This window comes from Parabacteroides distasonis, from assembly GCF_004793765.1.
Taxonomy (GTDB): domain Bacteria; phylum Bacteroidota; class Bacteroidia; order Bacteroidales; family Tannerellaceae; genus Parabacteroides; species Parabacteroides distasonis_A.
In genome coordinates this window covers 20,417-33,538 of sequence record NZ_SRYM01000015.1, presented here as the reverse complement: position 1 = coordinate 33,538, position 13,122 = coordinate 20,417, and the positions used below count along the sequence as shown (strand labels likewise).

14 protein-coding genes are annotated in these 13,122 nt (G+C 44.6%); 9 read left to right on the top strand and 5 right to left on the bottom strand.

The window, feature by feature from the left end; genetic code table 11:
• Nucleotides 1-33: 33 nt before the first annotated feature.
• Complete coding sequence (locus E5342_RS07390; protein WP_135959124.1) at nucleotides 34-1,062, top strand: FAD:protein FMN transferase; 1,029 nt, start codon at nucleotides 34-36, stop codon at nucleotides 1,060-1,062.
• 8 nt (nucleotides 1,063-1,070) lie between these two features.
• Nucleotides 1,071-1,448 carry a hypothetical protein gene (locus tag E5342_RS07385; RefSeq protein ID WP_121736102.1) on the top strand — a complete coding sequence of 126 codons (378 nt, stop codon included), beginning with the start codon at nucleotides 1,071-1,073 and terminating at the stop codon, nucleotides 1,446-1,448.
• Nucleotides 1,449-1,450: 2 nt separating this feature from the next.
• On the opposite strand, the gene E5342_RS07380 is transcribed toward E5342_RS07385, so the two are convergent.
• Genes E5342_RS07380 through E5342_RS07365 form a run of 4 tightly spaced genes read right to left on the bottom strand, consistent with a single transcriptional unit; the run spans nucleotide 1,451 to nucleotide 3,909 of the window.
• Nucleotides 1,451-2,032 carry a Maf-like protein gene (locus tag E5342_RS07380; protein WP_121736101.1) on the bottom strand — a complete coding sequence of 194 codons (582 nt, stop codon included), beginning with the start codon at nucleotides 2,030-2,032 and terminating at the stop codon, nucleotides 1,451-1,453.
• A 37-nt stretch (nucleotides 2,033-2,069) separates the two neighbouring features.
• The gene (locus tag E5342_RS07375; protein ID WP_121736100.1) at nucleotides 2,070-2,591 is read right to left on the bottom strand and encodes a KdsC family phosphatase; all 522 of its coding nucleotides are present in this window, start codon (nucleotides 2,589-2,591) and stop codon (nucleotides 2,070-2,072) included.
• On the bottom strand, nucleotides 2,588-3,352 hold the full coding sequence (locus tag E5342_RS07370) for a Rossmann-like and DUF2520 domain-containing protein (protein WP_121736099.1): 765 nt from the start codon (nucleotides 3,350-3,352) through the stop codon (nucleotides 2,588-2,590). Before E5342_RS07370 ends, E5342_RS07375 begins: the two co-directional genes overlap by 4 nt.
• Nucleotides 3,349-3,909 (bottom strand): nitroreductase family protein, encoded by a 561-nt coding sequence (locus E5342_RS07365; protein ID WP_135959123.1) that lies wholly within the window; start codon nucleotides 3,907-3,909, stop codon nucleotides 3,349-3,351. The genes E5342_RS07370 and E5342_RS07365 overlap by 4 nt, the downstream gene beginning before the upstream one ends.
• 122 nt (nucleotides 3,910-4,031) lie before the next feature.
• Between E5342_RS07365 and E5342_RS07360 the strand changes: the two genes are divergently transcribed.
• The 6 genes from E5342_RS07360 (at nucleotide 4,032) to E5342_RS07335 (ending at nucleotide 11,220) form a co-directional block, all read left to right on the top strand.
• The gene (locus tag E5342_RS07360) at nucleotides 4,032-6,443 is read left to right on the top strand and encodes a TonB-dependent receptor (RefSeq protein WP_135959122.1); all 2,412 of its coding nucleotides are present in this window, start codon (nucleotides 4,032-4,034) and stop codon (nucleotides 6,441-6,443) included.
• Nucleotides 6,444-6,683: 240 nt separating this feature from the next.
• The gene (gene mce / locus E5342_RS07355; RefSeq protein WP_135959121.1) at nucleotides 6,684-7,094 is read left to right on the top strand and encodes a methylmalonyl-CoA epimerase; all 411 of its coding nucleotides are present in this window, start codon (nucleotides 6,684-6,686) and stop codon (nucleotides 7,092-7,094) included.
• A 36-nt stretch (nucleotides 7,095-7,130) separates the two neighbouring features.
• Nucleotides 7,131-8,684, top strand: a complete 1,554-nt coding sequence (locus E5342_RS07350) for an acyl-CoA carboxylase subunit beta (protein WP_121736095.1) — start codon at nucleotides 7,131-7,133, stop codon at nucleotides 8,682-8,684.
• 21 nt (nucleotides 8,685-8,705) lie between these two features.
• Complete coding sequence (locus E5342_RS07345) at nucleotides 8,706-9,599, top strand: OadG family transporter subunit (RefSeq protein WP_121736168.1); 894 nt, start codon at nucleotides 8,706-8,708, stop codon at nucleotides 9,597-9,599.
• A 24-nt stretch (nucleotides 9,600-9,623) separates the two neighbouring features.
• The gene (locus tag E5342_RS07340; protein ID WP_121736094.1) at nucleotides 9,624-10,055 is read left to right on the top strand and encodes a biotin/lipoyl-containing protein; all 432 of its coding nucleotides are present in this window, start codon (nucleotides 9,624-9,626) and stop codon (nucleotides 10,053-10,055) included.
• 4 nt (nucleotides 10,056-10,059) lie between these two features.
• Nucleotides 10,060-11,220 (top strand): sodium ion-translocating decarboxylase subunit beta, encoded by a 1,161-nt coding sequence (locus E5342_RS07335; RefSeq protein WP_121736093.1) that lies wholly within the window; start codon nucleotides 10,060-10,062, stop codon nucleotides 11,218-11,220.
• 122 nt (nucleotides 11,221-11,342) lie between these two features.
• On the opposite strand, the gene tsaB is transcribed toward E5342_RS07335, so the two are convergent.
• A complete protein-coding gene (gene tsaB, locus E5342_RS07330) occupies nucleotides 11,343-12,059 on the bottom strand; it encodes a tRNA (adenosine(37)-N6)-threonylcarbamoyltransferase complex dimerization subunit type 1 TsaB (protein ID WP_135959120.1) in 717 nt (238 codons plus the stop codon).
• Between the two features lie 189 nt (nucleotides 12,060-12,248).
• On the opposite strand from tsaB, the gene E5342_RS07325 reads away from it, so the two are divergent.
• Nucleotides 12,249-13,121, top strand: a complete 873-nt coding sequence (locus E5342_RS07325) for a YicC/YloC family endoribonuclease (protein ID WP_135959119.1) — start codon at nucleotides 12,249-12,251, stop codon at nucleotides 13,119-13,121.
• The last annotated feature ends 1 nt before the right edge of the window (nucleotide 13,122 follow it).

Genomic DNA, 13,122 nt, shown 5'->3' with positions numbered 1-13,122 from the left:
TTATGTAAGTTCGCGACATAAATTTCCATAAAGATGCGCAAGAATATCACCACAGTAGTCAGTCTGCTGATCTTATCGCTTACGGCTTGCTCGGACAAGGGCCAATATTTCGAAGAAAGTGGTTCTGTTTTTCATACAAGTTACCACATCAAATATAAGGCCAAGCAAATCCTAACCGATAAGATCGACAGCGAGCTGCAACGCTTTAACCTCTCCTTAAATCCTTTCAATCCCAACTCCACGATCGCGAAAGTCAATAATAACGAGGAGGTGGAGATAGACGAATGGTTCACCGAGGTATTCAATAAGTCGGAGGAAATTTCCAAAAAATCAGGAGGCGCATTTGATATTACTTGTGCTCCATTAATTAATCTATGGGGATTCGGATTTAGTAAGATGGATAGCGTAACCCCGCAGATGATCGATAGCATCAAGGCTTTTGTCGGTTATCAAAAAGTAAGATTGGAAGGAAAGAAAATCATCAAAGAAGATCCCCGGATTCTATTGAATTGTTCCTCTATCGCAAAAGGTTATGCTTGCGATGTTATCGCCCGCCTGCTAGAGAAGGAAGGCGTAAAGAATTACATGATAGAAATAGGTGGTGAGGTCACCATGAAAGGAGTAAATCAACAAGGTGACTGTTGGCGAGTGGGCATCAACAAACCAGAAATAGGGACAAGCGGCGTAACAAATGATGTGGAAGAGATCGTGCAATTATGCAAAAAAGGGGGGGTAGCCACTTCCGGCGACTATCGAAACTTCTACATCAAGGATGGTAAGAAATATGCCCATATAATCAATCCGGTGACCGGTTATCCTGCTGGACAAAATATTCTTAGCGCAACAATCGTAGCGGAAGATTGCATGACAGCAGACGCTTACGCTACGACTTTCATGGTTTTGGGAGTTGAGAAAGCGAAGCTACTGGCACAATCCATTCCCCAAATAGAGTATTTCATTATTTACGCAGACAACAACGGACAGCAGAAAGTCACCTACTCAAAAGGTATGTTGGAATACCTTCCTAACAGAAAAACATTGGCTATCCTCGAAAATCCCTAAGTTCTTACATGAAGCATTATCTAAATCAACTTGAATGCAAAATACTAAGAGCGGGAGATTCCCCGTTTAATACCGCAACCACGGATAATCTATTGATCTTCGTATTTTCGGGGAAACTTATTATTTACAGTCAAGAAGGGACACATATAGCGGAAGTGACAAAAGATCATTTCATATTACTTGCGCAAAACACCAACCTTAAGATCATAGCCTCAACTTCTACCCGCCTTATCTTAATACATGAGAGCAGCCTATCCGACATGATCATAAATGACCCGGAATGGAATTTGGAGAAACCAGTCGTCTTACCGATTCCCCCAACCTTAGCGCACACATTAAATCAGATAGAATATTATATGAAAGATAAATACTTTACCTTGAATTGAGATTAAAAATGTTTCAATTCCTGATAAAGCTTTTGCACAGGTAATCCCATCACGTTATAAAAGCTACCATTGATAGACTCCACCCCGATATAACCGATCCATTCCTGAATACCATACCCACCGGCTTTATCATAAGGTTTATATTTATCCAAATAATAGTTAATCTCCTCATCACTCAATTTAGCGAAACAAACCGCAGATTCTACGGAAAAACCAACATTCTTGTTCTTCGTCATGATACAAACACCGGTTATTACCTGATGTACATGATCAGACAAAGCATGAAGCATAGCATAGGCTTCCTCCCGGTTCGCAGGCTTCCCCATAACCCCCTCAAACGTCCAAACGATCGTGTCCGCCGTAATCAGCAATTCATCATCTGCCATAGTCGATTTATAGGCCTCAGCTTTCGAACGGGCAATATATAAAGGGATCTCCATGGATTCAATAGAATCCGGGTAAGACTCGTCAATATCCGGAATTATTCTCACCTCGAAGTCGATATCCAGACCAGATAACAAATTCCGTCGTCTCGGAGAATTAGAGGCTAAGACGATCTTGTACTTTTTTAAATTCTCTAACATAACCTATTCGATTAAGCATAACACATTCACCTCAATTTTACCACCCAAAAGCCTCCTCGCCGAACCAGTGTCCTTGTGCCCGCATCGTTTGCTCGATCACGTCCCTAGCTACGCCTTCACCACCTCGCCGGGAGGATATATATTTCGCTATCTCCTTGATCTCCGGTGCCGCATCCGCTGGCGCCACCGGCAGCCCGACTTGCGTCATTACCTCATAATCAGGAATGTCATCACCCGCATACATGATTTGCTCAGAAGACAAGCCTGTTTTTTCCATGAAATCCTTAAAGTCATGTACCTTTACAGCACTACGCATATAGATATGTTGTATTCCCAAACGAGAAAAACGAATCTGTACGGCTTCCGTATATCCGCCCGTAATTATAGCGACCTCATATCCTTTCTTTACGGCCAATTGCAAGGCATAGCCATCCTTGATATTGACAGTACGCATCGGGTCGCCATTCGGATGAAGCGGAATCACATCACAAGATAATACCCCGTCTACATCAAAAACAAAAGCCTTTATTTTTGTCAAATCATAGTTTATACTACTCATTGTTGAGCCTCCTTATGTATACTTCGGCTAATCAACTCATATAGATTCCGCATATCCGGATCTTTAAGCATAGCCATATGTTTGTTTATCACATTCTCGTCATATCGCATAGCAGGTCCCGTTTGAGCCTGAGCCGGCGACATCACATGCACCTTAGCGGCTGTCTCGTCTATCAAAGGCAGCAAGACCTCTCCCGGTATTTCTTGCTCCGCCAAGATCTTCTCAGCTAACGCATACATATGATTCGCAAAATTACAAGCGAAAACGGCCGCTAAATGTAAGCTCTTTCGCTTCTCGGATGAGAGAAAACGGACATTACAGGAGAGTGCCCTAGCCACCTCTCCCAGCACCTTCTCATCTTCAGACGAGTTCGCTTCCAAAAAGAACGGTATGTTCTTGAAATCCACCTCCCTACTCTTACTAAAGGTTTGTAACGGATAAATCACCCCACATCTAGCCGTAAAACCCTCAAAGACAGAAATAGGCATACTCCCCGCCGTATGCACCCACAAACCGTTATTCGGTTTTACACGGGCGATAACATCTTGGAGCACGGCATCTTTCAAAGAGAAAACATACAAGTCGGCATCTTCCACAATCTCTTCCGGGACAACAGTCCACCCACATCCCAATTCATCGGCTAAAATCTTAGCATGCTCACTTGTGTGGCTATACACTTGCCCGATACTCATTCCGGACTTACGCATTTCCAACGAAAGCCGGGTAGCTAAGTTTCCGGCACCAACAAATACGACTTTCATTCTCCTGCCTCTTTATTTTCTTCCGGAAGAGAGAACTTTCCTATATGTATCTTCTCCCATTGTAAATGGGATTCATCAAAAGGCTTACGAACCTGATCCTTATAACCGATACCAATGATAGACAAGACATCCAATTGATAAGGGATATCCAGCAACGAACGAACATAATTATTCGAATCCGCCTCGTCCTCTGTTACCCGGTTCCGGATCTGACACCAGCAACTCCCCAATCCCAAATCCTCCGCTTGCAATTGCATATAAATAGAAGCGACCGAAGCGTCTTCGATCCAAACATCACTTTCCATCACATTCGCCAAAACAACCACGGCCAAGGCACAACCTTCCAAAAAGGCGGAACCATTTTTCTTACACCCGGCAAGCTTCTTCAACATTTCCTTATCTTCCACGACCACGAACTGCCAAGGATTACTACGTTTTGAGGCCGGAGCCATCAACGCCGCTTTCAAGATCTGTTCTACCTGCTCGGGTGAAAGTAGTTGTTCGGTAAACTTACGTGTACTTCTTCTATTTTGTATAAGTGTTGCAAAACTCTCCATTTTTTTCGTTCTTTGTACTTCTTTAATATTAAGATTCGCAAATATAAATATAATTTTTTGCACCTATTATATACGTATCATTCTTTTTTCTCGTTAGTATTTTTATAATTGAACAATAGATTATGAAGATTCGTGCGATAGCTGCGCTGCTATTTATACTTATTTCCGTGAGCGCCTTTGGCGAGGGCCGCATAAAAATCACCGGTTATGTACGTGACGCCGACGGTAACCCACTGGAATTAGTGAACGTCCGGGTTAAGAACACGTTGATCGGCTCCATGACCAACGAGAAGGGATATTATTCCTTCTCCATATCACCGGGAGATTCTATCTCCGTTATTTACTCTTGTCTGGGATATAACAAGGCGGAACGCATCATTCCTTCGGCACAAGCGGATATGCGCCTGAACGTACAGATGAACTATACCTCCGTTGATTTAGGGGAAGTATCCGTTACCGCCATTCGCAAGCAGACCACGACCATGGAGTCACTAAACGCAGACAAAATCAAATTATTACCCGATCCCTCCGGAGGTAGTATAGAGAGCTTGGTCGTTACGTTTGCCGGAGTTTCGTCCAACAACGAGCTAAGTTCCCAGTATTCCGTACGTGGAGGTAGTTATGATGAAAATATCGTTTATGTGAATGGGATCGAGGTATTCCGTCCGCTTCTGATTCGCTCGGGGCAGCAAGAGGGCCTTAGCTTTATCAATCCGGACCTGACGGAGGCGGTCAATTTCGCCGCCGGCGGCTTCGAGGCTCGTTACGGAGACAAGATGAGTTCCGTGCTGGATATTACCTATAAAAAACCTAAGCTGTTCGAAGGCTCGGCTTCCGCAAGCTTGTTGGGCACCAATGCTTACGTGGGTAGTTCTATCGGTAAATTTACCCAAGTAACGGGTTTCCGCTTTAAAAGCGGTCGGTCTATTTTGGGCACTATGGATACTGACGCCGAATACAACCCCAAATTTATCGATCTGCAAACTTACATCACGTACCAATTTTCCCCTAAATGGGAAATCAATTTCTTGGGAAACCTCGCTAACAATAATTATAAATTCACCCCTTATAGCCGGGAAACCTCTTTCGGTACGGCCGAGCGTCCCAAGAACTTCAAAGTCTATTTCGACGGAAGGGAAAGAGATCGTTTCCAAACCTTGTTCGGTGCGCTTACATTGAAACACAACCCCAATGAGAACACAGAGTTGGGACTTCAAGCCTCCGCTTTCAAAAGCAAGGAAGAAGAGGGATACGATATCGCCGGAGAATATTGGCTGAGCGAGAACGGAGCGGAAAATCCGGATGACGACGCGTCAGCCGCCATGTCCGTAGGCCGTTATCACGAGCACGCACGAAACCGCTTGAACTCGACTGTCATGAATGTCGGGCATTATGGGATGGCCCGCCTTTTAAATAATACGTTGAAATGGGGAGCCACGGTACAAACGGAGAAGATCAATGATAAGATCAGTGAGTGGGAAAAAAGGGATTCCTCAGGTTATTCTTTGCCCCAAACCGGTAATAACGTAAGTGTATATTCGAACCTCTTTTCTGATAATCAGATAGAAAGCACACGCTTTTCCGCTTATGCGCAAGACGCGTTCAAATTCAGGACCAAGCAAGGCCTGTTCACGTTAGTCGCTGGAATTAGAGGTAGTTATTGGACTTATAATAAAGAGTTTCTTTTCAGTCCCCGTGCCTCATTGGGCTTTATCCCGAACTTCGACCAAGATTTAACGCTCCGTTTCGCCACCGGACTGTATTATCAATCGCCCTTCTACAAGGAATTGCGTAAAGTAGACAAAGATAAGAACGGCAATAATATCACGGTATTGAACAAAGATCTAAAGTCACAACGCTCCATCCATTTCATATTGGGAGGAGATTATACGTTCCGTGCCGTAGACCGGAACTTCAAGGTGACCGCCGAGATGTACTATAAAAAACTGGACAATCTGAATCCCTACACCGTAGACAACGTCAAGATCCGCTATTACGGCGAGAACTGCGCCAAGGGTTACGCCATGGGACTCGATGTCAAATTCTTCGGTGAATTCGTACCGGGCACCGACTCATGGATCAGCTTCTCCTTGATGAAAGCCCAGCAAACCATCCGGGAAACAACGACCGTACCTATGGCCAATAGCCAAGGCTACAACATCTCCCTCTTCTTCCAAGATTATTTCCCGGGCTATAAACGAGTCAAGCTAAATCTGAAAGGAGTTTTATCCGGAGGACTTCCCCAGACAATCCCCGGCAAAGGATACGAAGCCGGCTATTTCCGTACGCCCGCCTACAAACGTGTGGATATCGGCCTCTCCTATCAATTGGCAGGAGGCACGGACGCTATCATGGACAGGGGCTTCTTCCGCCATTTGAAAAACATTTGGCTAGGCCTGGACGTATTTAACATATTAGACATCAAAAACGTTAGTTCCTACTATTGGATAACAGACGTGTATAATGTCCAATACGCGGTTCCAAACTATTTGACCGGACGGCAGCTAAACGTGCGATTGATTGTGGATTTCTAGTAAGACTCATCAAAGACCTTTTACCGCGACCCGCCTTGCAGTAGTACTGCACCGCACGTGCAGTGACACTGCAATAGGCGTGCAGTAACACCGCAAGGCGGGTCGCGGTAAAAATAGAAATGTAGTTTGGCATAATTACCTCAACAAAAAACAAGGATTTATTTCCTCATTCATAAAAAGTAGTGTACATTTGCGGAAAATAGAAACAAACATTTACTAAATCTTTAAATTATTATTGACATGGAACTTACACATATCGAACATTTAGGTATCGCCGTGAAGAGTATCGAGGCTTGTTTACCCTATTATGAAGGCGTTCTTGGATTAAAATGCTACAATATCGAAGAAGTAGCAGACCAAAAAGTAAAAACCGCATTTTTCAAGGTAGGACAGACTAAGATTGAATTACTGGAGCCGACTAGCGAAGACAGCACGATCGCGAAATTTATCGAGAAAAAAGGTGAAGGTATCCACCATATCGCATTCGCGGTACCTGATGTACAGGCCGCATTGAACGAGGCTGAGGAAAAAGGCGTTAAATTAATCGACAAAGCTCCCCGCGGTGGCGCGGAAGGTTTGAACATCGCTTTCCTTCACCCGAAATCAACTTGCAGCGTATTGACAGAACTTTGCATGCCGAGCAACAAATAATTAATCCGTTCATTTCTAACAACAAATCAAAATACAATGAGTAACCAGCTTGAAAAAGTAAAAGAGCTCATCGCACTTCGTGAGCAAGCTCGCTTGGGTGGAGGAGAGAAAAGAATCGAATCACAGCACAAAAAAGGCAAATATACCGCTCGTGAGCGTATCGCCATGTTGCTTGACGAAGGTAGTTTCGAGGAATTCGACATGTTTGTTCAACACCGTTGTACAAACTTCGGCATCGAGAAAACTAAATACTTAGGCGACGGTATCGTAACAGGCTATGGTACGATCGACGGACGTTTGGTATATATCTTCGCTCAAGATTTCACCGTATTCGGTGGAGCCTTGTCTGAGTCTTTGGCTATGAAGATCTGTAAAGTAATGGATCAAGCCATGAAGATGGGCGCTCCCGTTATCGGTTTGAACGATTCCGGTGGAGCTCGTATCCAAGAAGGAGTAAATGCTTTGGCAGGATACGCTGAGATTTTCCAACGCAACATCTTGGCTTCCGGCGTTGTTCCCCAGATTTCCGGTATCTTCGGCCCTTGCGCCGGTGGAGCCGTTTATTCTCCGGCTTTGACAGACTTCAACATCATGACACGTGGTACCAGCTACATGTTCTTGACAGGTCCGAAAGTAGTAAAAACCGTAACAGGTGAGGATGTAACCCAAGAGCAGTTGGGTGGAGCCAGCGTACACACTACAAAATCGGGTGTGGCCCATTTCGCTGTCGATACAGAAGAGGATGGTCTGCAATTGATCCGTAAATTGCTCAGTTTCTTACCTCAGAACAACTTAGAGGAAACTCCGCTGATCGAATGCAAGGATCCGATCGATCGTTTGGATGACGTTTTGAACGAGATCATTCCTGATAACGCTAACCAATCTTACGATATGTACGAGGTTATCGGTACGATCGTCGATAACAACGAGTTCCTAGAGGTTCATGCGGATTACGCTAAGAATATAATCGTAGGTTTCGCTCGTTTCAACGGACAATCTGTCGGTATCGTAGCTAACCAGCCGAAGGTTATGGCAGGATGCTTGGATAGCAACGCTTCTCGTAAAGCGGGCCGCTTCGTTCGTTTCTGCGACGCTTTCAATATTCCTTTGGTAACATTGGTTGACGTTCCGGGATTCCTTCCGGGTACAGGTCAGGAATACAACGGTGTAATCCTTCATGGCGCTAAATTGCTTTACGCTTATGGCGAAGCCACTGTTCCTAAGATTACCGTTACATTGCGTAAGTCTTACGGTGGAGCTTATTGCGTGATGAGTTCTAAACATTTACGTGGTGATATGAATTACGCATGGCCGACAGCCGAGATCGCCGTTATGGGCCCGAGCGGTGCCGTAGAGGTTATCTTCGCCAAGGATGTCGCAGCCGCTGAAGATCCGAAAGCATGCGCCGCAGAGAAAGAAGCTGAATATAAGAAGGCGTTCGCAAATCCTTATAACGCAGCTCAATACGGTTATATCGACGATGTTATCGAACCGCGTAACACTCGTTTCCGTATTATTCGTGCTTTGCAGCAATTGCAGACTAAGAAGTTAAGCAATCCTGCTAAGAAACATGATAACCTGCCTCTATAATCCGTAAAACAGGAGATGAATATGATAAATAAGAAAATAGGGGTATTGCTTTTGTTAATGGTTCTCTTCAGCATGGGAGCCAAGGCACAGCTGACTACCTCCGTTAAGTTAAACGAAGTATTGGTTGTCAACGAGGATAACTTCGTTGATGACTACGGAAAACGCCATCCCTGGTTTGAGTTGTTCAACAACTCAGCCGGCACGGTAGATTTGCGGGGTTGTTTTTTGACTAACGATAAAAATAACCCCAAGAAATATATGATCCCCAAGGGAGATGTATTGACAAAGGTACCCCCTCGCCAACATATACTTTTTTGGGCGGACAATGCTCCAACGAAAGGAACATTCCACGTAAACTTCACGTTCGATCCGAGCAAAGACAATTACCTGGCTTTATATGATTCCGACGGAACGACATTGATCGATGAGATCACGATTCCCGCCGGGCAAAGAGCCGACATAAGCTACGGATTGGATATAGATGGCACTGGAAAGTGGGCGATCTTGGACAAGGTAACCCCCAGTACGAATAATGTAACGTTAGACTCTAACGAGAAGATCGAAAATTTCCAAAAAAACGATTCTCTCGGTATCGGTATGACTATCACGGCGATGGCGGTTGTGTTCATCGGCTTGATGATCTTGTTCCTTGTATTTAAACAAATTGGTAACGCAGCGATCCGTGCCAGCAAACGTAATGCGCAGAAAGCAGCGGGCGAAGGCGTCACCGTTTCCGCTAACGCCGGACAAGAATCCGGTGAGATATTCGCAGCCATTGCTACCGCTCTCTATGAAATGAGCGATGACAATCACGATATCGAACATACGGTATTAACGATCCGCAAGGTACAACGCAGTTATTCTCCATGGAGTTCTAAGCTTTATTCTTTACGTCAGACTCCGACAAAAAAATAATCATCCTCTAAAATCAACTAAAGAATGAAAAGTTTTAAATATACCATCAACGGTAATACATATAAAGTACATATCAATTCTGTCGTAGATGATATAGCAGAAGTGGAAGTAAACGGTACTCCCTATCAAGTGAAGATGGAGAAGCCGGCCAAGAAACAAATGGTAACCTTGAAACGTCCGGCTCAAGCCCCGACGACAGCCAGCGGCGAGCCTGTTATCACTCGCCCGACCGCTCCAAGTGCCGCAGGTGCAGTGAAATCTCCGCTACCAGGCGTGATCTTAAGCGTGGATTGCAAGGTAGGCGATGTGGTTAAGAGGGGCCAAAAGATCCTCGTGTTGGAAGCCATGAAGATGGAAAACAACATCAACGCCGATCGTGACGGTAAGATTGTAGAAATAAAAGTAAATAAAGGCGACTCTGTATTGGAAGGTGCGGATCTCGTTGTAATCGGTTAATGATATGCAAGAAAGTTTCTTACAATTCCTAGGAGAAAATATCCAAATATTTCTCTCTTATACAGGATTTGCGAACGCAACTCCGGGGCATATCATAATGCTGCTGGTAGGTTTGTTGTTCATATTCCTGGCTATAAAGTATGAGTTCGAGCCAATGCTCCTGATCCCGATCGGTTTCGGTATCTTGATCGGTAACATTCCATTCAAGGACGCCGGATTGCAGTTGGGTATATACGAAGAGGGTTCCGTATTGAACATCCTGTACCAAGGTGTGAAGCAGGGATGGTATCCACCCTTGATATTCCTCGGTATCGGTGCCATGACAGACTTCTCCGCTTTGATATCCAACCCTAAGTTAATGCTAGTTGGAGCTGCTGCTCAATTTGGTATTTTCGGAGCTTACATCATCGCCTTGCAAATGGGCTTCGATCCGAGCCAAGCCGGTGCTATCGGTATTATCGGTGGTGCGGATGGTCCGACCGCGATCTTCTTGTCCTCTAAGTTGGCTCCCAACTTAATGGGTGCGATTGCCGTATCAGCCTATTCGTACATGGCATTGGTTCCTATTATCCAACCGCCGTTCATGCGTTTACTTACGACACAAAAAGAACGTGTGATCCGTATGAAACCGCCTAGAGCTGTTTCACAGACGGAGAAAATCATTTTCCCGATCGTTGGTTTATTGTTGACAGCCTTCTTGGTGCCGTCTGGCCTGCCATTGTTGGGAATGTTGTTCTTTGGTAACTTGATCAAGGAAAGTGGCGTAACTCGCCGTTTGGCAGAGACAGCCCGCGGCCCGCTGATCGATGTTATCACGATCTTGTTAGGCATCACGGTAGGTGCTTCTACACAAGCTACCCAGTTCTTAACATTAAACTCTATCAAGATTTTCGGTTTGGGTGCGTTGTCATTCGTTATTGCTACTTGCGCAGGTGTATTGTTCGTTAAGTTCTTCAACCTGTTTTTGAAAGAAGGCAACAAGATCAATCCGTTGATCGGTAACTCCGGTGTATCCGCCGTACCTGACGCTGCCCGTATTTCCCAGAACGTAGGTTTGGAATACGATCCAAGCAACTACTTGCTGATGCACGCTATGGGTCCGAACGTCGCAGGCGTAATCGGTTCCGCTGTAGCTGCCGGTATCTTGCTAGGATTCCTTGGTTAATAAAATAACTATCTATATTAAAAAAGGCGAGGTCCGAAAGGATCCCGCCTTTTTATGTTATTGTTCTCAGTTAGCTTGCTCTATAGGAACCGGAGCATGAATTTGGTTATGTGCCCTTACTCTTATTTGTTTTTCCCTAACGCCTCGTTCAGCACTTTGTTCTTAGCGATCGTTGCTTGGAATTCTTTCAAATAGAAAGGCTCAAAATAAGCCACATTCTCAAAACGCCCCTCATCATATGCCTTCTGCGACAAGGATGCCATATTTACAGCCAATGGATAGATACCATCTATAAAACAAGCGTTCGGAGAAGTGATTACCGCCTTACATTTAGCGGCACCGTCCCCAAAGAAACAAACCTTACCGTTCTCTAAAAAAGAAGCATACGAATCAGCATCTATGATATCAGCGGTCGTGGCACGTATCGTGTTGAGATGGGAATCATAAATCGAAGTGTAGACTTCCATACGGCGGGCATCCAACATAGCGCAATATAAGCAATCGGCCTCCTCCTTATTTTTCCGGATAGCGTCAGACGCTAAAATATCCAACGTATGAATACCGATCAAAGGAATACCATACCCAAAGCATAGTCCTTTAGCCACAGACACCCCGATACGCAACCCCGTATAAGATCCGGGTCCGCTACTTACTGCCACAGCATCCAGTTTCATCCCTTTCGACTTTGCGACCTTTAATGCCTCTTCCATATAAACGCCCAATAACGCCGCATGAGACGGCCCCTCAAAGGAAGCCTTCTCAAAGACCACCTCCTCCCCTTCCGACAGGGCTACTGAACACACGGAAGTGGATGTCTCGATATTTAAAATCAATGACATAATAATTAACTATTAACAATTGATAATTGAACGAACAAGCAATCTCAATCCTTCAATCTGATTAGGCTGCGAAGGTATACAAAAATTCATTATACTATCCTGGCAGTCCTATGAGAAACATCTATTTATGGGAAAATAAACATCAAATCTAAAAGGAAACCACTATCTTTGCACAAACTTTTGAGAAAAATGATACAATCAATGACTGGATTCGGTAAGGTTACTGCCGAGCTCCCTTCAAAAAAAGTAACCGTAGAGATAAAGGCTTTAAACAGTAAGCAATTGGATTTGTCCACCCGTATCCCTTCCATATACAAGGAAAAGGAGATGGAGCTTCGGAGCCTGTTACTTCAATCTTTGGAGCGGGGAAAAGTTGAGTTCAATATCTTTATAGAATATATAGGCAAAGATACTCCTACACAGATCAATCTTGCCGCCGTAGAGAATTACTACAATCAAATCAAGGAGATCGCCGAGAAACTGAACATCAGTGTTCCGAGTGATTGGTTCCAGACTTTGCTACGGATGCCGGACGCTATCAAATCCGAGACCGTAGAACCGGACGAATCCGAATGGGAAGTGGTTTTAGCAACGGTAAAAGACGCTATCAAGCACCTGTGTGATTTCCGCATCCAAGAAGGAGCTATGCTTCAAAAGCTTTTCGAGCGAAAGATAGCCAATATCGCCACTCTGTTGAAAGAAGTGGAGAAATACGAGGGGAAACGTATCGAGAAGATCAAGGCTCGTATCATGGATAACCTGCAAAAGATAGCCGAGAAGGACTACGACAAGAATCGCTTCGAGCAGGAGATGATCTATTACATCGAGAAGCTGGATGTCAACGAGGAAAAGAACCGTCTGGACAACCACTTGAAATATTTTATCTCAACCATGGAATCCGGTCACGGCCAAGGCAAGAAGCTCGGTTTTATCGCTCAGGAAATGGGACGTGAGATCAATACGCTCGGTTCAAAAAGCAACCACGCCGAGATGCAGAAGATCGTGGTCCAGATGAAAGACGAGTTGGAACAAATCAAGGAACAGGTACTAAACGTATTATAAT